We start from the raw sequence: 21,460 nt of genomic DNA, 5'->3' as shown, positions 1-21,460 counted from the left end.
TTTTTTATTCCTGATCAAGTTTCATCGGCTGCACATCCATCTCTTGATAAGAGACCAGTTTGGTTTTTTTCTTCCATTTGTAGCCGAACCAAATCGCTAGGAATAGCGGAATACTGATATAGGTCGATAACACACCCATCCATTGACCGGCCAAAACATCCTGATAGTTCTGTCCGAGAACAACAATCGCACACAGAATAAATGCAAACCAAGGGGCGAAAGGAAAGAATTTAGCGCGATAAGCCAGATCTTCGAGTTTATATCCTTGTGCCAGATAACCTTTACGGAAACGGTAATGGGAAATGGCAATCCCGAGCCAGACAATAAAGCCACACATCCCTGACATGTTTAGCAGCCAGTTAAAGACTTCCTGTTCACCAAAGAAAGTAGTCAGGAAGCATAGAGCTGCGATCGCCGTAGTGGCATAGAGTGCATTCATCGGCACACCACGCGGGTCCAGACGCGCAAACATTTTAGGTGCACTACCTTTACGCGCCATATCAAACAGCATACGGGTAGATGAATACATGCCCGAATTACCCGCAGATAGAATAGCGGTCAAGATCACCGCATTCATGATACTGGCGGCAAAGGCAAAACCGGCTTTTTCATACAATAAGGTGAATGGCGAAAGCGCAATATTATCTGTTGCAGCGGCCTGTAATAAACGTGGGTCATTATAGGCAATCAAGGTGCCGATAATGAAAATACATACAATATAAAACAGAAGGATACGCCAGAAAATCTGTTTGATGGCCACCGGAATAGTTTTCTTTGGATCTTTTGATTCACCTGCCGCAACACCGACCATTTCGGTACCCTGGAAAGAGAATCCGGCAATCATGGCCACGCCAATTAATGCCTGGAAACCACCGACAAAGGGTGCATCACCAATGCTCCAGTTGGCAAATGCTTCCGCACCCGGGGTGAGCATGATCTTCACGATCATCCAGATTCCGATGATGATAAAGGCAATGATCGCGAGAACTTTCACCAGAGAAAAGAAAAATTCGGATTCGCCAAAGCCTTTTACTGTCAGGGCATTAATCCCGAAAATAATGGCCAGGAAAATGGCGCTCCAGTACACGCCCGGAATATCGGGAAACCAGAATTTCATAATGAACTGAACGGCAACCAGCTCAAAAGCCACGGTAATGGCCCAGTTGTACCAGTAATTCCAACCTAAAGCGAAACCAAAACCACCTTCGACATATTTGGTGCCGTAAGTGAAAAATGCACCTGAGGTCGGATTGTGCGTGGCAAGTTCACCCAAGCTGGTCATCAGGAAATAAATCATGATCCCAATCAGTACATAGGCAAGTAGTGCACCGCCTGGTCCAGCGTTGGCAATAGTCGCACCTGAGGCCAGGAATAGACCTGTACCAATTGATCCACCAATGGCGATCATATTCAGATGACGAGCACCCAGCTTACGCTGCAGCTGCATCGTGTTTTGCGTTTCGCTCATCATGATTCCTTAACATTTTTTTGAGTGCTGGCGAAGAGCACTTTAAAGCCTTGTTGATCTGCTTTTACTGTGCAGCGACCAAAGTTTTGTTCAATCAGGGTCGGGTAGTTCAAGAAACGGTTGGCCACAATCCAAAGCTCACCGCCCGATTTTAAATGACGACGCGAGGTTTTACATAAGGTTTCGCTGGCCGTGTAATCGGTCTCGATTCCCAGATGAAAAGGCGGATTACTGACAATCGCATGCAGGAACAAGGGTGCATCCTCAATGCCTGTAACCGCTTTGATTTCAATTTGTTCAGGAGTAAGCTGATTTTCTTCAAAGGTCATTTGTGTAGAAGCCAGTGCAAAGGCATCAACATCCATGGCAAAAATCCGGTTTTTCGGATTCAACTTTGCCAGATACGCGCTAATCACACCCGCACCACAACCAAAGTCAGCGATTTTACCTGAGGTGACTTGTGACAAATAAGGTAATAGTGTGGCAGTTCCCACATCCAAACGGTTTTGACTAAATACGCCTGGAAGTGCACAAATATTCAGGTCGCCATTTGGTGTCGATACGGTATAGCGCTGTGCCCAGTCTGCAAGTGCTTTTTTCTCGACCGTATGCTCTAGAACCAATTGCCAAAGTTGGCAATGACGTGCGCTGTCAAGTTTGAGTGTTTTACCAAAAGGCTGCAACTGTTTGGCTGCGCGTTCTATCCCGCCTTTCTTTTCACCGACCAGAAAAATACTGCTGCCCGGTTTAAGCTGCGCTGCCACGGTGTGCAGTAAATAATTCAACAGTTCTTTAGACTTGGGTACAAAAATAACCGCCTGATCAAACTCAGCTTCAGGCATCTCTGCACCAAAATGCACATCTGCTTGTTGTGACTGGAAATATTGAAAATCGTTAAAATTCCATGTCCAGACAGCGGGATTGATAGAGGCATCGAATTCAGCGAGCAGATCATCTGTTGGTGCATTAATCAGTAGGATGCGACCCGACAAAAAATCATATTGTCTTAATAAAACTTCGCTTTTAGGATCCATAGGTATCTCTCCAATATAAAGAACACTGCCTAAGCCTGACCTAGACAGTGTTCTTTGGACATGAAATTACTTCTTTGTTTCAGGAAGTACAACATTAAGAATAAGGGCCGCGATACCACCAGTAGCAACGCCTGAGCTAAAGATATTACGGAATAACTCAGGAAGATGCTCAAGAATTTGTGGAACTTGTGCAACACCTAAACCCAGCGCCAGTGAAATCGCAATAATCAGCAGGGCACGACGGTCCAGATGGACACCAGACAGAATGTTAATACCAGATGCTGCGACTGCACCAAACATCACCATCACTGCACCACCCAGTACCGCTTGCGGAACGGCCTGAATAATACCAGCAACTGCAGGCAGCAAACCAAGAATAACCAGCAAAGCAGCAATCCAGATACCGACATAACGACTTGCTACGCCCGTTAACTGGATTACGCCATTATTTTGTGCAAATACGGAACTCGGGAAGGTGTTAAAAATACCGGCAAGGAATGAATTCGCGCCATTTACCAGTACACCGCCTTTAATGCGCTGCATCCATTTTGGACCATCAACTGGCTGGTTGGAAAGCTTTGAAGTCGCAGTGATATCACCAATCGCTTCTAAAGAGGTCACCAGATAGATGAATGCCATCGGAATAAACAGACTCCAGGAGAAGCTTAAACCGAAATGCATTGGGGTTGGAATCTGTACCAGTGGTGCATCTTTCAGACCAGAGAAATCCAGATGGCCCATAAAGCCTGCCAGAACATAACCACAGATCAGGGCGATTAAAATGGCAGAGCTTTTTACCCAGGTAATCCGGATCCGGTTCAGGATAATAATCAACGCCAGGACGGTACAAGACATGATCAGGTTGTCGGCATTGGCAAAAGTTTTATCGCTCATGGCCTGATAACCACCGCCCATGCTGATTAAACCTTCTTTAATTAAGGTTAAACCAATCAGCAGAACCACAATACCGGTGACCAAAGGGGTAATCAGTTTTTTGATCCAAGGCAGAATTTGTGACACGCCCATTTCAATAAATGCACCTGCAATCACCACACCAAAAATAGAAGCCATGACTGCTTCTACAGGTGTGCCTGCAGCCACCATAGCTGAACCAATACCAATAATTGGACCGATGAAGTTAAAGCTGGTTCCTTGGACAATCAGCAGACCGGCACCAAAAGGTCCGACTTTTTTAGACTGTAAAAAAGTCGCGATGCCCGAGATCACCAAGGACATGGATAAAATCATGTTGGTGTCTTCTTTGGAAACACCAAGCGCCAAACAAATCAGCAGACCAGGGGTCACAATCGGGACAATAATTGCCAGTAAGTGCTGGAATGCAGCTAAAAAAGCAATCAGTGGTTTTGGTCGATCTTCCAGACCATATACCAGGTCGAGTTGATCTTTAGAAGGAGGAGATTGATTAAAATCAGACATGTGTCAATGCAAATTAAGGCTGGGTGGCGCTATTCTAATCGAGTTACACGTCTTTACAAAATCAAAAAATCCCCAACGGAGCAAAAAAAGTTGAGGAGTGTGGTTACAGTGACTATAAAAGTTTTGTATTTTTCTGTATAATTTGCCCTCAAATTACATACGCATTGAATTTACATGTCAGATATTAAAACTCTCCGTAACATCGCCATTATTGCGCACGTCGATCATGGTAAAACCACTCTTGTAGACAAACTTTTGCAACAATCAGGTGCTCTCGGTGATCGCGCGGGTGAGATCGAGCGTGTCATGGATTCTGGCGCTATTGAAAGCGAACGTGGTATTACCATTCTTGCAAAAAACACTGCAATCAAATGGTTAGATGAACGTACCAATACTGAATACCGCATTAACATCGTGGACACCCCGGGACACGCCGATTTCGGTGGTGAAGTTGAACGTGTAATGTCGATGGTTGACTGCGTACTTCTTCTTGTAGACTCACAAGAAGGCCCAATGCCACAAACTCGTTTCGTAACGCAAAAAGCGTTCGCACGTGGTTTGAAACCAATCGTGATTATTAACAAAGTCGACAAGCCAAGCGCGCGTCCAGACTGGGTAATTGACCAAGTATTTGATTTGTTCGATAACTTAGGTGCTTCTGACGAACAGTTAGACTTCCCAGTTGTTTATGCTTCAGGCCTTCGTGGTGTTGCTGGTCCTTCTCCAGAAGAACTTGCTGAAGATATGACTCCGTTGTTCCAAACGATCGTAGACATCGTTGAACCACCAGCGGTTGACGTTGACGGTCCATTCCAAATGCAAGTATCTTCACTTGACTATAACAGCTTCGTAGGCGTTATCGGTATTGGTCGTATCCAACGCGGTTCAGTGAAATTAAACACACAAGTAACTGTAATCGATAAAGATGGCAAAACACGTAACGGCCGTATCTTAAAAATCATGGGTTATCATGGTCTAGATCGCGTTGACGTTGAAGAAGCTTCTGCAGGCGATATCGTTTGTGTAACGGGTATCGATGCACTTAACATTTCTGACACCATCTGTGATCCGAAAAATGTTGAAGCTTTACCGCCATTGTCTGTAGATGAACCTACAGTATCGATGACATTCCAGGTAAACAACTCACCGTTTGCTGGTAAAGAAGGTAAGTTCGTAACTTCACGTAATATCCGTGAACGTCTAGACCGCGAATTGATTCACAACGTAGCATTACGTGTTGAAGATACTGACAGTCCAGACCGTTTCAAAGTATCTGGTCGTGGTGAGCTTCACCTTTCAGTTCTGATTGAAAACATGCGTCGCGAAGGCTTCGAAATGGGCGTATCTCGTCCACAAGTAATCATCAAAGAAATTGATGGTGAAAAACAAGAGCCATACGAAAACGTTACTTTTGACGTTGAAGAACAGCATCAAGGCGCTGTAATGGAACAAATGGGTCACCGTAAAGGCGAAATGACCAATATGGAAGTCGACGGTAAAGGCCGTATCCGTATTGAAGCCACTGTTCCTTCACGCGGTCTGATTGGTTTCCGTTCTGAATTCCTGACCATGACTTCTGGTACAGGGATCATGACGTCTAGCTTCTCGCACTACGGTCCAATGAAGCAAGGTACTGTTGCAAAACGTCAAAACGGTGTATTGATTTCTATGGTTCAAGGTACTTGCTTGGGCTATGCACTGTTCACACTTCAAGACCGTGGTCGTCTATTCGCGAAACCACAGTTAGAAGTTTATGAAGGTATGATCATCGGTATTAACTCTCGTTCAGACGACATGACAGTTAACCCGACTAAAGCAAAACAGTTAACGAACGTACGTGCTTCTGGTACTGATGATGCGTTAACGCTGGTTCCTGCGATTGAATATACACTTGAGCAAGCGCTTGAGTTTATTGAAGATGATGAACTAGTAGAAGTAACACCTAAGTCAATCCGTATCCGTAAGCGTTTCTTGACTGAAAACGAACGTAAACGTAACCGTTCAGGTAAATAATCGCTAGATTATTTCGGGTTTTCAAAAACCGTAATTTTTTCGAAGATTACGGTTTTTTATATTTACGTTATGCTTAAATCATAATTTACTAAAACGCATTAAACTAAGTCAAAATTAAAAGTATTTATTCAGGTATAATTTGACCCAAAACTTGAAAATAAAATATGGGAGCAGTTATGAGCATTATTCAAGAATTTAAAGAGTTTGCGATCAAAGGCAACATGATGGATCTGGCGATTGGTGTCATCATCGGTGGCGCTTTTAGCAAGATCATCGATTCATTGGTGAAAGACATTATTATGCCTTTAATTACCGTGATTACCGGTGGTGGCGTCGATTTTACGCAAAAATTCTTTATCTTAGGAAGAAACCCAGACAATTTACAATCTTTAGATGCCTTGACTAAGGCGGGTGTGAATGTACTGACTTACGGTAACTTTTTAACGATTTTAATTAATTTCTTAATCTTGGCCTGGGTCGTATTCTTGTTGGTTAAATTCATGAACCGTTTACGTAAACAAGAAGGCCCAGTCGAGGAAACTCCGACCACCCCAGCCGATATTGAATTGCTGCGTGAAATTCGTGATGAATTGAAAAAGCGTCCACCTCAAGTCTAATTTTTCTAATCCCCTAAATCCCCTTTATAAAAAGGGGAACTTCTCCCTTTAACAAAGGGAGGTAGGGAGGGATTTATAAATATTAAAAATCCATCCGAAACTTGATTTCGACCAAATGAAAACCAAACTGGCTTTTGATCGGGCCATGTAATACACGTTCTGCTGCAGTGAAAACCAGTTTATCAATGACCGGAACCAGTTGACCTTTCTTTACTTCACCTAGCTCACCGCCACGTTTGGCAGAATTACAGGTTGAATACTGTTTGGCGATTTTATTGAAGTCGGCGCCACTTAAAATCTTCTTTTTAAGCTGTTCAGCAGTTTCTCTATCTTTGACCAGAATATGACGCACAATGGCTGTTTTCATGACTTTTTCCCTCGTACAGTTGCCACTTTTTTGACAGGGAGCTGGATCTTTTTCAAAGGTTGGCACTCAGGACAAAAAACTGAAGCGCGTTGTCCCAATTTGATATTTTCAAGCGTGGTCTCGCAGTTCATACACATTTCACCGGCACGACCATAAGCCAGCAAGGTTTGCTGGAAATAGCCATTTTCTCCCATGGCATTGGTGTAGTCTCTTAAGGTTGAACCACCCAGATCAATCGCCTGTTTCAAGATGCGCTTGATTTCCAATACTAGCTTTTCGATCTGAATCAAGCTTAAAGTCGAGGCCGGTTGTGCCGGATGAATCCCCAGATTAAACAGACTTTCGGTCGCATAAATATTGCCTACGCCCACCACCACATGGTTATCCATAATTGCAACTTTGGTGCCAACATTTTTATTCTTCAATTTTTCAAATAAATACTCGGCATTAAAGTTCTCGCTTAAAGGTTCTGGCCCCAACGTGTCAATCAATTTGCTTTGTGATTGTGCATCCAGCCAAAGAATGCAGCCAAAACGGCGAGGATCATGATAACGCAGTTCGATATCTTCAAACTGAATGATTAGATGGTCATGTTTGCGTAATTCTTCATTGCTCTCGCATAGACGGAAACTCCCCGACATGCCTAAATGCCAGAGCATGGTGTCGTGTTCAAACTCCGCCAGAATATATTTAGAACGGCGAGTGAGCTTCAGTAATTTTTGCCCCACCAGCTTTTCTATATTTTCTGGAATGGGCCAGCGCAAACTTGACTGACGCACTTCAACACGTTGGACGCGTTGTTCCAATAAGGGTAATAAACTGGTTTTGGTGGTTTCAACTTCTGGTAATTCAGGCATAACGCATCAGTGGCGAGGGAGATGCAGCTAATATTGGGTGAATTGGCTGGGATTGCAAGCGTTAATCTGGGTGAAATCGCTGGAAAAGGACTGGGTATTTCATCTTTATTTAAACTGGAATTGTTTAAAGAATAAACTAGGTTTCTATGTTTTTATAGCGAATTTTCTTAGAAGTAAATCGAATGGAAATTATCAATACATTATAAGCTAATAGGACTTACGCATTGACGGATTCAAAAAAGTATTAAAATACTTTATAAAGTATCTGTGATCAGACGAATTAAACATGCTTCTACAGCAACTTGTACATTACCCATTTATATGGGCTTTCTCATGACAGAACCGAACTCTATTAGCTGCACACAACTTGCCGAGACTTATAATATCTCGCATGATAGTGTAAATCGCTTTCTAGAGCGTGAAGACTACACACCTCACGACCTATATCAAGAATCAATTCAACATATTGATAATAATAAACTTATAGTCAGCATTGATGATACTGTTTTAGATAAACCATATAGTCAACATATGGACTTGGTTAGCTATTTTTGGTCAGGCAAACACCATCGATCCGTCAAGGGTATTAGTCTCATTACCTTGTATGCGACAGATCAAAATGGTCAAAATATTCCAATTAATTTCCGAATTTATGACAAATCTGAAAGTAAAACCAAGAATGATTACTTTATGGATATGTTAAGTGAAGTACTCAGTTGGGGTGCAAAGATTCAATTTATTACAGGTGATAGTTGGTATTCATCGACTGGAAATCTAAAAACCATAAGAAAATATGGTATTCGATTTATGTTTGGTATCGACTGTAACCGTAAGGTTTCCCCAGAAAAAGGACAATGGTTTCAACTGCGTTTATTGCCAGATTTCCATCAGGGTCAAGTGGTCTGGCTCAAAGATTTTGGCTTTGTACAATTATTTAAGACTCAGTTAAAAGAACAGCAGAGGTTTTATATTGTGCATCAAGATGAAGATGATTTATTGTCCTTTGAGGGTTTTCATGAATTGCATTCAAGTCATTGGAAAATAGAGCAATATCACCGGGTGATTAAACAGGTTTGTCATATTGAAAAGTTTCAAGTAAGACGATCTAAACTGATTTTGAATCATATTTTTTCAGCCTTGATGGCCTACGTTGAGATACAAAAGAACCAGTTTGAGCGGATCTTTGAAAATGTATATCGTTGGCAGAAGAAATTATTTAGACCAGTTATCAAAAACTTCATTGATGACTTTATTCTCGATAAAAATCATCTGCTACCACAGAGAATCTATAAATAATAGTGCGTAAGTCCTAGCTAATGAAAAATATATAAATAATTTAAGATTTTTTAAATAAAAATTATATTTTTATGTTTAAGACATAACTAAAAGTTTAATGAGTAATAAAAAAATGCTGGGAATTTGTATGAAAAGTTATGTAAATTCATGCACCTAATAGCAATTTAAAAACCTTGCTTGTTTTTCTCTCCGAATGTTTAGGTTTTACATGAAATATTTAGGTCTAGCTCTATTGCCTTTAATGGCTGCCATGACAACCGCTCAGGCGGAATCTGCATTTGATCCACAAGGTCAGTATTTACTGGGGGACTGGAATGGTCAACGTACAGAACTGGCCCAACAGGGAATTAAATTTGAAGCCAATCTGTTAACCGATACCGCCTATCTTGCTGATGGTGGTCGTAATGAGGGCGCAGATCCATTAACTTCTGCCCAATTATGGCTGGGTACTCAACTGGATATGGAAAAGCTGGCAGGATGGAATGGCGTCACCGTACGTGCCGCGATGACTGCACGTCAGGGTCAAAGTACCTCTGTCCGTGACTTGCAGGATCTTAATGCACCACAGCTGGCCAATGTACAAGGCACTTTTGGGCGTGGTAATCAGGATAGCCGTCTGAGCGAGCTGTCTATTGAAAAGAATTATAAAGACCAAGGACTCAGTATTAAGGCGGGTCGTCTTGGTCTGGGCATGGACTTTAATGTCATGGCTTGTGATTTTGCCAGTACGGCATTTTGTGCTGCTCAGATGGGTAAATGGCAGGGCAATATCTGGATGAATACGCCTGTAGCACAATGGGGTGCGCGCGTGAAGCAGCAACTCAATCCTGAACTTGCGGTACAAGTCGGTGTGTATGAGTTTAATCCGGATAATGGTAATGGCGCTAAAGAAGGTCAGGGCTGGAGTCTGGATACCGACCATGCAGATGGCGTGACAATTCCGGCAGAAGTAATCTGGACACCGAAATCATGGGTGAATGGCCTGCCAGGCAGCTACCGTGTCGGCGGGATGTACAATACTGCCGATGATGTTGCCAACCAAAAAGATATTGCCAATCCTACTGATGCCAAAAACCGTACCTTTGCTGGTTGGTTAGCTGTAGAGCAACAGTTAACGTCTACAGGTCAGGGCCGTCAGGGTTTGCATTCATTTGCCAACTTTACTTGGCATGACCGCGATACCAATAAAGTGGATAATTCACAACAAATCGGTGTGAAATATATCGGTCTTGCGGACAGCCAGCCGAATGATATTTTAGGTCTGGCGGTCAATCGTGTACATATTAATGACCGGATCAAGAATCTGAATTTTGATGCGAGTGCAGAATACAATATTGAACTGAACTATAGCTATAACGCAACAAAGTGGCTAATGCTGCGTCCAAACCTGCAATATGTCATTAATCCAGGTTCAAGCAACAATGTGGATGATGCACTGGTACTCGGTTTGACTACACGAATCATCTTCTAAAGTTTGATCGTTCACGTTATAACTAAACAGGCTCTTGGGAGCCTGTTTTTATTTCTAGAGTGAAACTGTGCAATAAAAAGAGGAAATACAGCGTGGCATTACTATTTCAACCTATTCAATTTGGATCACTGCAACTTCAAAATAAAATCGTAATTGCGCCGATGTGTCAGTACTCTGCAACAGAGCAGGGGGAAATTACCTATTGGCACGAGCAGCAATGGGCCAACTATGCCTTATCGGGTGCAGGTTTATGTATTGTCGAAGCGACTGCGGTACAGCCAGAAGGCCGGATCAGTTATGCCGATCTGGGCTTGTGGAATAACGAACAGGCAAAGCAGATCAAGACCTTACTGGAAAAAGTCAAATCCATTTCCCCGATGCCTTTTGCGATTCAACTCGCACATGCAGGGCGTAAAGCTTCAACAGATAAACCATGGGCAGGTAAAGGTCAGTTTAAGCCGGATGAAGCACATGGCTGGCAAACTGTTTCTGCCAGTGATATTCCTTTTCAGGCCGATGAACATCCACCCAAAGCCTTAAGCCAGTCGGAAATTGAGCAGGTCATTGCTGACTTTGCAGAAAGTGCCAAACGTGCAGTTGATGCCGGTTTTGACCTGATTGAGCTGCATGCAGCGCATGGTTATTTACTGCATCAGTTCATGTCACCACTTTCAAATAAACGTGATGATCAGTATGGCGGTTCACTGGAAAACCGGATTCGCCTGACTCTGGAAGTATTACAAGCCATGAAAGCGGCGGTTCCAGAAGGTTATCCAATTGGAGTGCGTATTTCAGCCAGCGACTGGATGGATCAGCCAGATAGCTGGACTATTGATTCTTCAATTGAGTTGTCCAAAGCACTGGAAGCTGCGGGTGCTGCCTATATTCATATTTCCAGTGCCGGCTTACATGCCAAACAGAACATTGAGGTGAAACCGAATTATCAGGTGCCTTTTGCAGATGCGATCAAGAAAGTCGTGAATATTCCCGTGATTGCCGTCGGTTTGATTACTGAACCTAAGCAGGCAGAAGATATTTTACAAAAGGGCCAAGCGGATGCCATCGCACTGGCTCGTGCCATTCTTTATGATCCCCATTGGCCTTGGCATGCAGCGGCAGCACTTGAGGAAAAAATCAAGATTTCACCGCAATATCTGCGCTGCGCACCGCATGGTTTGAATCACCTATTTGAGCCTTTTTAACACTGCTTTAGTCTCAGAAATTCTTATAATGGAATATCACTGGCAAGAGGATACTGCATTATGATTTTTGCGGTCATTGTGCCCATATTTTTATTATTGGCACTGGGTTATCTGACTGTAAAGAGTCAAGTGTTAAGCAAGGAGCAGGTGGGGACGGTCGGTGCTTTTGTGATTAAAGTAGCCTTGCCGTTGCTGTTCTTTCAGTCCCTTGCCTCCAAAGACCTGCATGAAATCTGGTATTTTGAATACTTTGCCGTGTATAGCAGCGTGACCTTGCTGCTCTATGGTAGCGGTTTCTGGATCATGCGCCGTCATTTTCAGAATACGCATTCGCAAAGTGCAGTGCTGTCGCTGGGCGCTGCAATGTCGAATACCGGCCTGATTGGTACAGCTGTGCTTAGCTTATTGATTGGGCAACAGGCGATGACTTATACCTCTCTAGTGGTCATTATTGAAAGCGTGTTGCTGATTCCACTGGTGCTGGTCATGGCGGCGTTGGGCACACAACATCAGGCAAATCTCGGCGCCATTTTAAAAAGTGTGCTACTGACCTTGCTAAAGAATCCCTTATTTATGGGAGTGATGCTGGGCATGGTCTGTGCAGTTTTCCAGATTAAAATTCCAGTCTATCTCGATCAGGTCTTTGCCTTGATTGGTCAGACAGCCTCACCATTGGCCTTGTTTGCCATTGGCGGCGGGATCGTGGGAATGAGCCTGAAATATGTCAATCTGCAAAGTTTCTATCTGGTATTTTCCAGCAATATCATGATGCCGCTGTTGATGTATCTGGGACTGAGCCAGTTAACTGATTTAAGTCAGGAAATGGTCCATGCCGGTACGCTCATTGCAGCTTTGCCGATGCCGACGATTTTTGGCATGTTGGGACAGGCGTATGGTCTGAATGATCGAACTTTAACGCCATTGTTGATGAGTACCATTGTCGGTTTTATCGTGACCAGTGGCTTAATTGCCTTGTGGTGGGGATAATTTTTTAGCAGATGAATGCTCTGCTATTAAAAAGCCCCAAATTGCATGGGGCTTTTTAATGTTTGAGTTTTATCGGTTCACTTAACTTTTCTTCGCAGGTGCTTTTTTCTGCTCAGCCAGCATTTTGTCTACTGCTGCCAAAGACTCTTTGGCCTGCGGAACATTTTGCTGCGCCAATGCAGCAAAGATTTTCTTCGCTTCTGGCAGATTTTGCGGAACAATACTGCCATTGGCAAACATATTACCTACTGCCATCAGCGCCGGAATATAGCCTTTTTTTGCCAGTTCCTGAATGCTGCTTAGGCCTTGCTGAATCGGTTTTTCATCTTTGTTTTTGAAACCGCTGCTGATGTCATATAAGGCTTTGGCATGAATGGCCTGCATATTACCTTTGCTGATCAACGGTTGCAGCTTTTGCAGTCCGGCTTTATTCGATGCTGCTGTATTTTCAGAAAACAGCAGTATGGCCAGATCAATGCTGGCATCATCAAACTTGGCTGCCGAAGCGCGTTCCAGATGCTGTTTGGCTTTGGTCAAATCCTGTTTGAGTCCGAGTGTGCCGGCTGCATAATTTTTACCCAATACATAATTGGCCACCGGATAGCCTTTGCTGGCAGACTGCTCATAGAGCTGAATGGCTTTTTTCTCGTCTTTGGTTGTACCTTGGCCGGTTTGGGTTAAATAGCCTAAGTTATATAAAGCTTGGGCATTTCCTTGACTGGCCAATTGATTTAAAGCGTCATAGGCACCTTTAAAATTATTGGCTTTGACCATGGCCTCAACTTTTTGGAATTGGGGATCGACTTGATCTTTTACGGTATTTGCCAGAGCGAATTGTGCAGAAAGGGCAAGAACTGTAGCGAGTACTAATTTTTTCATGGTTCCTATAACCTTATTATTGCTGGCACCTTATTCCTTGGTGCGATTTTAATCATTTTCACTTACATCATAAAAGGATTTTGTGCTTTGTAAATATACAATTTGTCACTAAATACAAATCATCGAAGCGCAATATACCGATTAAATCGATGCATGATTTGGACAGGTTTCTGATCAATCCTGCAGATATCAAAAGGATTACTTTGCTTCAGCCGACTTCTCTGATTAAATCTCGGCTTGAATCAGACTCCCAGGATTTAACCATGTTTGTCAAAACCATTAAACGTCACTATGACAGAATCAATGCTGATGAATCGATTGCCGATGAAGACAAGATTGATGCGCTGCTGATGAAACTTGGTGCAGAGTTTTTGATGAGTCAGGAAGACCGAGTATATGTCTTTCAAAAAGGTGAACTCACGGCAAAGTTTGATGCCAAACATGCGCGGGCCTATCATTTTAAAGATTATGTGGTAAAAGACATGAACAAGCTGTTTCATGGCTTCTAAAATAAAAAAGCCAAGAATTTTATCTTGGCTTTTTTATGAGTTATGCAGTGATTATTGCGGACGCGCTACATCACCGCTCAAAGCTTCGGGAAGCTCCAGAACTTCGAGACCTAGCTCGTTCAATGCTTCAGGTTTTGCCACGACTAGCGCTTTATAACCATTTTCAATCGCGATGCTATTGACGACTTCTACATCATTATTTAGTTTTGTCGCCACAGCAGGTGTGGCACCTGTACCTTGAACCAGATGTAACCAGTGTTTTGGCTTGGCTTTAAACCATAAGCGCGCAATCACTTCCTGACCCAGATAGCAGCCTTTGTCATAGTGAATGCCTTCGCGTTGATGCAAACGCAATTCCTGAGGTTGAAACAGATTGGCGGTAGCCGCCTGGATCCAGGCCTGACCTGATTCAATGGCTTGCTGCTCCCAAAGGGTGGCATCGGTTTCAGTCGTAACGAAGTCAGTATGAATGCCATTAATGACTGGATAAACCGGACCGACCAGTTCCAGTTTCATTTTTGAAAAGGCGCCAAATTTTTTAATATGATTGGCCAGTTCCGTAGCCTGATCTGCAATGCTCACGATTTCAAAGCTTTCCGGACTGATTTTTTTAAGCCATAAGCCAAATTGGATGCGTCCTTTCAGACTACAGATTGCAGTATAGCGTGTCTGGTTTTCCGCCAAAGTTTCAGTATTCAAAGTCACCTGACCTTGAAGGAATTTTTGTGCATCTACACCATTCAGACTAAACAATGTAAAAGCAGGAGACGCTGCCATAATAAGCCCCGGTTTGAATACTATAAATCAATGCAGTTATTGTGCAGCAAGCATCAAATAGAGGCAAACAAAAAAGCCAACAATCGAAATCATTGGCTTTTAGCGAGCAGATCTTTAGTGGTGATGGCTAGCCGGTAATGGCGAATCACAAGGGAATTTGCCTCCACAGACCCGTACGGTTTCCATCATGCCCTGATCTTCATGGTCGAGGATATGGCAGTGCTGTACGAAGTCACCTTCAAATTTCTTGTAATGGCTGCGCACAATATAGGTATAGTTTTGTTTTACAAAAAGCGTGTCCTTAAACTGTCCTTTCATGCCACGGTATTGCACATCATCCAGAACTGGATTCACCGGATCTTCTGGGGCTACTGCCTCACTGACATCCTTACCTTGAGGATTCAAAATTTTAACAATCTGGAACGGGTTAACATGAATATGGAACGGATGACCACCAAAACCAGCGCTGGTCAGTTCCCATTCATCAGTCTGTCCAACTTGTAACTGACGGACATATTCGCCATCTACTGAACTATCTCCATCAAAGAAATCTCCGAAACTCAGTGTATCTCCATCTTTTTTATGTCGGAAGCCAAATTTGAATATGCCAGTTCTAGGGTCGGGGCCGAGCGAAAAAGCACTATATTGTTTTGGTTGGGCAGCAACTACTTTATCAATTTCCGGCGTCATCAGTGATGGATGATCACTAAACGCAGAAAGATTAAGCTGAGATAACTGGCTCTGGAGGTCTTCGCTTAAACCAATTTTTTGTGCCCGATCTTTCAGGAACTGTGCAGCAGTCTGAGCCTTGGTTTTGGCTGCTTTTACATTAACCCATCCCAGCAGTTGGGCATTGAAGCGATGATTTGGAGCAATTTGAGGACCTACATTCGGTAATGGCGCGTTAATTTCATCATCGATATTCAATTTGGTGTCAAAAAGGCAGTATCTATTGGTGGTCGGAAAGGCGACCATTGCATCATGACGATAGCCTGGATGGAACACGGACAGGATTCTGGTCTGTACATGATTCATGGTCAAGCCATCTTGCGCGATAGTATGCACATTCAGGCTATTCAGTTTCTCAAATTCAGCTTTCTTGTCTACCTCCTGATAGACTGTACAGGCTTTAATGGTTTGTTCTGCAGTAAATTTACTGGAGTTAGGAATTTCCTTAATGATTAAACCAATGGTATCGCGTACACCACCATGAATCATGCGCCAGCGGTTAAACTGATTCTGTTCTGCTTTGATCTCACCTAAAATTTTACCATTGATAGAGGTGTAGTAGTTATTGTCGCCCCAGGAGGCAAATGCAGCGAGGTCATTATAATTTTCCAGCATGCCTATACCTACACCTTCACAGTTATTGGGAACAGCGAATGTGATATTAGGATCGGGATTACTACAGCGATATTGGATTTGCTGGAACAACAGGATGTTTTCGTTCGGGTAACTGTTTTTTTCTTTCCAGAGAATATCCATATCTCCAGTTGAGGTGACTTTGCCATTTTTGACTTTTGGTGTTCTTGAGCCTTCAACAATTAATGGGCCTGCCATGCCATTCGACACCTGAAGAGCAGTTGAGCCATGCAGATGGGCATGATACCAGTAAGTCCCCGCGGGATGATTCGGTTCCATTTTGAACTGATAATCAAATTTTTCCTGAGGTTTGAATTTCAGGAAAACATTATCACTATTGCCTTGAGGACTGACCCAGAAGCCATGGGTATGCAGGTTGGTGGTATTAAAGCAGTGAGGTTCATTGACATTCTCAACATGAGTTGAACAAGTTGCTTCTGACTCGGGTGGCAGCTGGTTATTCAGGTTAACCGCCATGGTTTCACCCTGTTTGACCCGAATCTGTGGTCCGACCAATTGATCCTCAACATATTCACCAGTTTTTTTCTTATCAAATAAACTGGGTTTGGTTAGATAGCCTCTCAGCAGCACCTGATCCCATAAGCCATTTCTGGGGTTATAGAGTTTGCTGGTTTTATAGGCCACGATCAGCTCATATTTGCCTTTGGCACTTTTTGGTAACAGGGGTGGATTGCTAATCAAGCTGTCTGATGTGGTCGGAACGGGATGTGAGGGTTTGGGTGGAGGTGTGGGGTATGAGGGATGAGAGGGGTGGGACGGGTTAGAGGGATTGGATGGCGGCGATGGATTTTTTGTTCCATCCCAACCGCGAGCTAAGAGCGTCAAAATGGCGGCTATAGCTCCGAATATTGCGATTTTCAACATTTCAGTTCTGCCTGTTATGGTTATTGTTTTAATGTGAGGATTGCGAATAATGTGACATGCGTCACACTGAGCTTCTGATAGTTTTGGAAAATCTGCTATCCCAAATTAGGGGATTGAAATTTTGCTAAATGCGGCGACAGGACAGGCCTATGAAAACCAATCAGACTATATTTTTTCATCTTTAAAAAAATGCACATAAAATTAATTATTTATTAATGATATTAGTGGTTTAGATTAATATTCAAATAAAAAGATAGAGAAATATTTTGCAACATAAGACTAAAGAATAAGGCGAATTATTCAGATTTTTTTAGCAAAAGACCGCTTTAAAGCAAAAATTCTAAAGTCTATGTAACAAATTTTTGCGAAAATACCATTTTTTATAATTAAGTGTTTGAAAAATATAAAATTTGGGAAATGCTATTTGTGCAGCGTACAATGCTGCTATTACAAAAGTAACTCATCGATATCTATTGATGAATAAAAATAGAGATAAACGAGGGCAGGCAAGCTTATGAACAACAACTACCGTAAACCGCTGCAATCCACCCAGCTGGAATATTATGACGTGCGACAGGCCGTAGAAGATATTCAGCCAGGCGCATATGCCAAACTTCCTTATACTTCTAAAGTCCTGGCAGAGCAGTTGGTGCGTCGTTGTGATCCTGCCATTCTGGAACAGTCTTTACGTCAGCTGATTGAGTGTAAACAGGAACATGATTTTCCCTGGTATCCGGCACGTGTAGTGTGTCATGACATCTTGGGACAAACGGCACTGGTGGACCTTGCCGGTTTACGTGATGCGATTGCAGATCAGGGCGGTGACCCGTCTAAAGTCAATCCGGTAGTACCAACCCAACTGATTGTCGATCATTCACTGGCAGTTGAGTTTGGTGGTTTTGATCCGGATGCCTTTGAGAAAAACCGTGCCATTGAAGACCGTCGTAATGAAGACCGTTTTCATTTTATTGAATGGACCAAAACCGCGTTTGAAAATGTTGATGTGATTCCTGCGGGCAACGGCATCATGCACCAGATCAACTTGGAGAAAATGTCTCCGGTGATTCAGAACCGTGATGGTCTGGCATTCCCGGATACCTGTGTTGGTACAGATTCGCATACACCTCATACAGATGCATTGGGCGTGATCTCGATTGGTGTTGGCGGCTTGGAAGCCGAAAACGTGATGTTGGGCCGTGCATCGTGGATGCGTCTGCCAGATATTATCGGTGTGGAATTGGTCGGTCAGCGTAAGCCGGGCATTACCGCAACGGATATCGTCTTGGCACTAACCGAATTCCTGCGTAAAGAACGTGTGGTTGGCGCATATTTAGAATTCTTTGGTGAAGGTGCTGACAGCATGTCAGTCGGTGATCGTGCCACGATTTCCAACATGACCCCGGAATATGGCGCAACGGCTGCGATGTTCTATATCGATCAGAACACGATTGATTATCTGACCTTGACCGGCCGTGAGCCTGAGCAAGTCAAACTGGTAGAAACTTATGCCAAAGAGATTGGTCTTTGGGCATCGAATATGACCCAAGCGGAATATCCACGTGTATTGCGTTTCGATCTATCGACTGTGACACGTAATATTGCAGGGCCATCAAATCCGCATGCACGTGTATCTACGGCTGACCTGAAAGAAAAAGGCATTGCCGGTAATTTAGAAGCAGCTCGTGCACAAGAAGCGGAAGGCTTGATGCCAGATGGCGCGGTGATTATCGCGGCGATTACCTCTTGTACCAATACATCTAACCCACGTAATACCGTGGCAGCAGGTTTGCTGGCACGTAAAGCCAATGAACTGGGCTTGATGCGTAAGCCTTGGGTAAAATCTTCTTTTGCACCGGGTTCTAAAGCGGCTGCTTTGTATTTGGAAGAAGCAGGTGTACTTAAAGATTTAGAAAAACTGGGCTTTGGTATCGTGGCCTATGCATGCACGACTTGTAACGGCATGTCGGGTGCGCTTGATCCAAAGATTCAGCAAGAAATCATCGACCGTGACCTGTATGCAACAGCGGTGCTTTCGGGCAACCGTAACTTCGATGGACGTATTCATCCATATGCGAAGCAGGCATTCTTGGCTTCACCGCCTTTAGTGGTGGCTTATGCGATTGCCGGTACGATTCGTTTTGACATCGAAAAAGATGCTTTAGGAAATGATAAAGATGGCAACCCGATTTATCTAAAAGATATCTGGCCATCGGATGAAGAAATTGATGCGCTGGTAAAAGTTGCTGTAAAACCAGAACAATTCAAAAAAATCTACATTCCAATGTTCGACTTGGGTGTGAATGAAAAGGCAACAAGTCCGCTGTATGACTGGCGTCCGCAAAGTACGTATATTCGCCGTCCGCCGTATTGGGAAGGGGCTTTGGCTGCACCGCGTACCTTGTCAAATATGCGTCCGCTTGCGATCTTGGGCGATAACATCACCACCGATCATTTGTCACCATCGAATGCTATTGTTTTAGACAGTGCTTCAGGTGAATACCTGAAAAAAATGGGCGTGCCTGAGGAAGACTTTAACTCCTATGCAACGCATCGCGGTGATCACTTGACTACGCAACGTGCAACATTTGCCAATCCGAAACTGTTTAATGAAATGGTGGTACGTTCTGATGGCACCATCAAACAGGGTTCGAAAGCACGTGTGGAACCTGAAGGTGAAGTGATGCGGATGTGGGAAGCGATTGAGATCTACATGAACCGTAAACAACCGTTGATTATTATTGCCGGTAAGGATTATGGTCAGGGTTCGAGTCGTGACTGGGCAGCAAAAGGTGTACGTCTGGCGGGTGTAGAAGCGATTGTAGCAGAAGGTTTTGAGCGTATTCACCGTACCAACCTGGTCGGTATGGGGGTATTGCCGCTTGAGTTTAAGCCGGGTACAGATCGTAAGACTTTAGGTCTTGATGGTACAGAGCTGTATAGCGTGATTGGTAATATTGCGCCACGTTCGACGTTGACTTTGGTGGTTGAGCGTTCAACCGATGATGGTAAGAACCAGATTATTGAAGTGCCAGTCACTTGCCGTTTAGACACTGAAGAAGAAGTACATGTGTATGAAGCGGGTGGGGTATTACAGCGCTTTGCACAGGATTTCTTGGAAGGGAATGTGGCTTAATCTTTTTTTAATCACCCCTAGCCCCTCTTTGAAAAAGAGGGGAACTCCCTACTTTTTTAAGGAGGGTTGGAGTGGATTAAAGTTGTTGATATTGTTTAAAAAAGACCCTACTGTGAAGTGGGGTTTTTATTTAGAGCATTAATGTCTTTATCAAGAAAATACAAACAGGTACTTTTCTTTTTAAACTTAAGCAATTGAGCTTCCTCAATGATTAAAGACGTCTATAACTTTAAGGGAATATAAAATTTCATATGGCTATGGCGATAATTTTGTATTAACGCACTGCGCTATACTTGACCTTATGCATCACTTATCTCAATGTTATTAAACTAAGGCGTGTCCTCATTTGAAAAATTGGTTTTAAATACTTAAAATCCTCCTTTAAGCTCTTTTGATTTCTATATTTTTTCAATGGCACGTACTCTTCTCACCGATGATATCTGGCAGCAAATTCAAGATACTATGCGATTACACGGTTGTTACTGTTCAAAGAATAGTAGAAATATCATGGAAGCGATCTTATGGAAACTGCGTACAGGCGCCACATGGCGTGATATTCCCCAAGAATTTTGTCCTTGGCAAACTGCTTACAATCGCTTTAATCGTTGGGCAAGCAAGGGATTGTGGGATAAATTTTTTTTAGATTACGAGGCGTCTTGGATCAAGAATGGGTATTCATTGACGGAAGTTACATACGCGTGCATCAACATGCAAGTGGAGCTCGGCATGGTTTCGAAAGAGCAATTGGACAATCACGTGGTGGACGAACAACAAAAATACATCTTGCAACCGACGCGAATGGATTACCGATTGATTTTAAAATCACTGGGGGTGACGTCCACGACAGTCAAGTTGCAAAACAACTGATTGATACGGTAGACGAGGCAACTTATCTCATTGCTGATAAGGGGTATGATGCTGAGCACATTAGAATATATGCCAAGAACAAGAATATGATTCCCATTATTCCATTGAGATCAAACAGTAAGAGATCGAATAAGGAATTTGATAAATATCTATATAAATTAAGACATTTAGTTGAAAATGCTTTTGCGAGATTAAAACATTTCCGTGCTATTGCAACTCGATTTGATAAACTGGCACGCAATTATAAATCTATGATTCGTATAGCCTGTATATTTATTTGGTGCAAAGCCAAATGAGGA

Annotated in this window: 17 protein-coding genes; 9 read left to right on the top strand and 8 right to left on the bottom strand. The window is 43.1% G+C overall.

Annotation, left to right across the window (positions count from 1 at the left end; translation table 11 throughout):
• Positions 1 to 4 precede the first annotated feature (4 nt).
• The 3 genes from HGD77_RS12300 to HGD77_RS12290 form a co-directional block, all read right to left on the bottom strand.
• Positions 5 to 1,468: an amino acid permease gene (locus HGD77_RS12300; RefSeq protein WP_121980021.1), complete on the bottom strand. Its 1,464-nt coding sequence runs from the start codon at positions 1,466 to 1,468 to the stop codon at positions 5 to 7.
• Complete coding sequence (locus tag HGD77_RS12295) at positions 1,468 to 2,502, bottom strand: methyltransferase (protein WP_005266021.1); 1,035 nt, start codon at positions 2,500 to 2,502, stop codon at positions 1,468 to 1,470. Before HGD77_RS12295 ends, HGD77_RS12300 begins: the two co-directional genes overlap by 1 nt.
• 66 nt (positions 2,503 to 2,568) lie before the next feature.
• Positions 2,569 to 3,939 carry a uracil-xanthine permease family protein gene (locus HGD77_RS12290; RefSeq protein WP_004281715.1) on the bottom strand — a complete coding sequence of 457 codons (1,371 nt, stop codon included), beginning with the start codon at positions 3,937 to 3,939 and terminating at the stop codon, positions 2,569 to 2,571.
• A 174-nt stretch (positions 3,940 to 4,113) separates the two neighbouring features.
• On the opposite strand from HGD77_RS12290, the gene typA reads away from it, so the two are divergent.
• Positions 4,114 to 5,952, top strand: a complete 1,839-nt coding sequence (gene typA, locus HGD77_RS12285) for a translational GTPase TypA (protein WP_004281716.1) — start codon at positions 4,114 to 4,116, stop codon at positions 5,950 to 5,952.
• A 176-nt stretch (positions 5,953 to 6,128) separates the two neighbouring features.
• Positions 6,129 to 6,569, top strand: a complete 441-nt coding sequence (mscL, locus tag HGD77_RS12280) for a large conductance mechanosensitive channel protein MscL (protein ID WP_004281717.1) — start codon at positions 6,129 to 6,131, stop codon at positions 6,567 to 6,569.
• A gap of 82 nt (positions 6,570 to 6,651) precedes the next feature.
• Here the strand turns inward: mscL and HGD77_RS12275 are convergent, their stop codons facing one another.
• Both HGD77_RS12275 and mutM read right to left on the bottom strand, forming a co-directional pair.
• Positions 6,652 to 6,936 (bottom strand): peptidylprolyl isomerase, encoded by a 285-nt coding sequence (locus tag HGD77_RS12275; protein WP_005266020.1) that lies wholly within the window; start codon positions 6,934 to 6,936, stop codon positions 6,652 to 6,654.
• A complete protein-coding gene (mutM, locus tag HGD77_RS12270) occupies positions 6,933 to 7,793 on the bottom strand; it encodes a bifunctional DNA-formamidopyrimidine glycosylase/DNA-(apurinic or apyrimidinic site) lyase (protein WP_005266019.1) in 861 nt (286 codons plus the stop codon). Before mutM ends, HGD77_RS12275 begins: the two co-directional genes overlap by 4 nt.
• Positions 7,794 to 8,060: 267 nt before the next feature.
• On the opposite strand from mutM, the gene HGD77_RS12265 reads away from it, so the two are divergent.
• The 4 genes from HGD77_RS12265 to HGD77_RS12250 all read left to right on the top strand — a co-directional run bounded on the left by HGD77_RS12265 (position 8,061) and on the right by HGD77_RS12250 (position 12,749).
• On the top strand, positions 8,061 to 9,089 hold the full coding sequence (locus HGD77_RS12265; RefSeq protein ID WP_168730846.1) for a transposase: 1,029 nt from the start codon (positions 8,061 to 8,063) through the stop codon (positions 9,087 to 9,089).
• A 208-nt stretch (positions 9,090 to 9,297) separates the two neighbouring features.
• Complete coding sequence (locus HGD77_RS12260) at positions 9,298 to 10,560, top strand: carbohydrate porin (protein WP_148334941.1); 1,263 nt, start codon at positions 9,298 to 9,300, stop codon at positions 10,558 to 10,560.
• A 92-nt stretch (positions 10,561 to 10,652) separates the two neighbouring features.
• Complete coding sequence (locus HGD77_RS12255) at positions 10,653 to 11,762, top strand: NADH:flavin oxidoreductase/NADH oxidase (protein WP_005106149.1); 1,110 nt, start codon at positions 10,653 to 10,655, stop codon at positions 11,760 to 11,762.
• A gap of 60 nt (positions 11,763 to 11,822) precedes the next feature.
• Positions 11,823 to 12,749 carry an AEC family transporter gene (locus tag HGD77_RS12250; protein WP_005266017.1) on the top strand — a complete coding sequence of 309 codons (927 nt, stop codon included), beginning with the start codon at positions 11,823 to 11,825 and terminating at the stop codon, positions 12,747 to 12,749.
• Positions 12,750 to 12,830: 81 nt separating this feature from the next.
• On the opposite strand, the gene HGD77_RS12245 is transcribed toward HGD77_RS12250, so the two are convergent.
• Positions 12,831 to 13,628, bottom strand: coding sequence for a tetratricopeptide repeat protein (locus HGD77_RS12245; protein WP_005266015.1), 798 nt, complete (start codon positions 13,626 to 13,628; stop codon positions 12,831 to 12,833).
• 263 nt (positions 13,629 to 13,891) lie between these two features.
• Between HGD77_RS12245 and HGD77_RS12240 the strand changes: the two genes are divergently transcribed.
• The gene (locus tag HGD77_RS12240) at positions 13,892 to 14,137 is read left to right on the top strand and encodes a hypothetical protein (protein WP_004645929.1); all 246 of its coding nucleotides are present in this window, start codon (positions 13,892 to 13,894) and stop codon (positions 14,135 to 14,137) included.
• A 51-nt stretch (positions 14,138 to 14,188) separates the two neighbouring features.
• On the opposite strand, the gene HGD77_RS12235 is transcribed toward HGD77_RS12240, so the two are convergent.
• Positions 14,189 to 14,914 carry a YgfZ/GcvT domain-containing protein gene (locus HGD77_RS12235; protein ID WP_005266014.1) on the bottom strand — a complete coding sequence of 242 codons (726 nt, stop codon included), beginning with the start codon at positions 14,912 to 14,914 and terminating at the stop codon, positions 14,189 to 14,191.
• Positions 14,915 to 15,028: 114 nt separating this feature from the next.
• The gene (locus HGD77_RS12230) at positions 15,029 to 17,161 is read right to left on the bottom strand and encodes a multicopper oxidase family protein (RefSeq protein WP_121980019.1); all 2,133 of its coding nucleotides are present in this window, start codon (positions 17,159 to 17,161) and stop codon (positions 15,029 to 15,031) included.
• 514 nt (positions 17,162 to 17,675) lie between these two features.
• Between HGD77_RS12230 and acnD the strand changes: the two genes are divergently transcribed.
• Together acnD and HGD77_RS12220 are read left to right on the top strand one after the other, a co-directional pair.
• Positions 17,676 to 20,294: a Fe/S-dependent 2-methylisocitrate dehydratase AcnD gene (gene acnD / locus HGD77_RS12225; RefSeq protein ID WP_168730858.1), complete on the top strand. Its 2,619-nt coding sequence runs from the start codon at positions 17,676 to 17,678 to the stop codon at positions 20,292 to 20,294.
• Positions 20,295 to 20,705: 411 nt separating this feature from the next.
• Positions 20,706 to 21,457, top strand: a protein-coding gene (locus HGD77_RS12220) for an IS5 family transposase (RefSeq protein WP_370981754.1) whose coding sequence is annotated in 2 segments (ribosomal slippage) — positions 20,706 to 20,940 and positions 20,940 to 21,457 — 753 coding nt in all. Because the reading frame shifts where the segments join, the coding sequence is not laid out codon by codon here.
• Positions 21,458 to 21,460: the final 3 nt, after the last annotated feature.

The organism is Acinetobacter sp. NEB149 (genome assembly GCF_012516415.1).
GTDB classification, from domain to species: Bacteria; Pseudomonadota; Gammaproteobacteria; order Pseudomonadales; family Moraxellaceae; genus Acinetobacter; species Acinetobacter lwoffii_V.
Note: the sequence above shows the minus strand (reverse complement) of the source record. Positions and strands in the feature narration are given on the sequence as shown.

What these genes read in the sequence shown, in the direction of transcription:
- HGD77_RS12300 (WP_121980021.1), bottom strand. Translation starts at nt 1,468, where the DNA reads ATGAGCGAAACGCAAAACACGATGCAGCTGCAGCGTAAGCTGGGTGCT.
- HGD77_RS12295 (WP_005266021.1), bottom strand. Translation starts at nt 2,502, where the DNA reads ATGGATCCTAAAAGCGAAGTTTTATTAAGACAATATGATTTTTTGTCG.
- HGD77_RS12290 (WP_004281715.1), bottom strand. Translation starts at nt 3,939, where the DNA reads ATGTCTGATTTTAATCAATCTCCTCCTTCTAAAGATCAACTCGACCTG.
- typA (WP_004281716.1), top strand. Translation starts at nt 4,114, where the DNA reads ATGTCAGATATTAAAACTCTCCGTAACATCGCCATTATTGCGCACGTC.
- mscL (WP_004281717.1), top strand. Translation starts at nt 6,129, where the DNA reads ATGAGCATTATTCAAGAATTTAAAGAGTTTGCGATCAAAGGCAACATG.
- HGD77_RS12275 (WP_005266020.1), bottom strand. Translation starts at nt 6,936, where the DNA reads ATGAAAACAGCCATTGTGCGTCATATTCTGGTCAAAGATAGAGAAACT.
- mutM (WP_005266019.1), bottom strand. Translation starts at nt 7,793, where the DNA reads ATGCCTGAATTACCAGAAGTTGAAACCACCAAAACCAGTTTATTACCC.
- HGD77_RS12260 (WP_148334941.1), top strand. Translation starts at nt 9,298, where the DNA reads ATGAAATATTTAGGTCTAGCTCTATTGCCTTTAATGGCTGCCATGACA.
- HGD77_RS12250 (WP_005266017.1), top strand. Translation starts at nt 11,823, where the DNA reads ATGATTTTTGCGGTCATTGTGCCCATATTTTTATTATTGGCACTGGGT.
- HGD77_RS12245 (WP_005266015.1), bottom strand. Translation starts at nt 13,628, where the DNA reads ATGAAAAAATTAGTACTCGCTACAGTTCTTGCCCTTTCTGCACAATTC.
- HGD77_RS12240 (WP_004645929.1), top strand. Translation starts at nt 13,892, where the DNA reads ATGTTTGTCAAAACCATTAAACGTCACTATGACAGAATCAATGCTGAT.
- HGD77_RS12235 (WP_005266014.1), bottom strand. Translation starts at nt 14,914, where the DNA reads ATGGCAGCGTCTCCTGCTTTTACATTGTTTAGTCTGAATGGTGTAGAT.
- HGD77_RS12230 (WP_121980019.1), bottom strand. Translation starts at nt 17,161, where the DNA reads ATGTTGAAAATCGCAATATTCGGAGCTATAGCCGCCATTTTGACGCTC.
- acnD (WP_168730858.1), top strand. Translation starts at nt 17,676, where the DNA reads ATGAACAACAACTACCGTAAACCGCTGCAATCCACCCAGCTGGAATAT.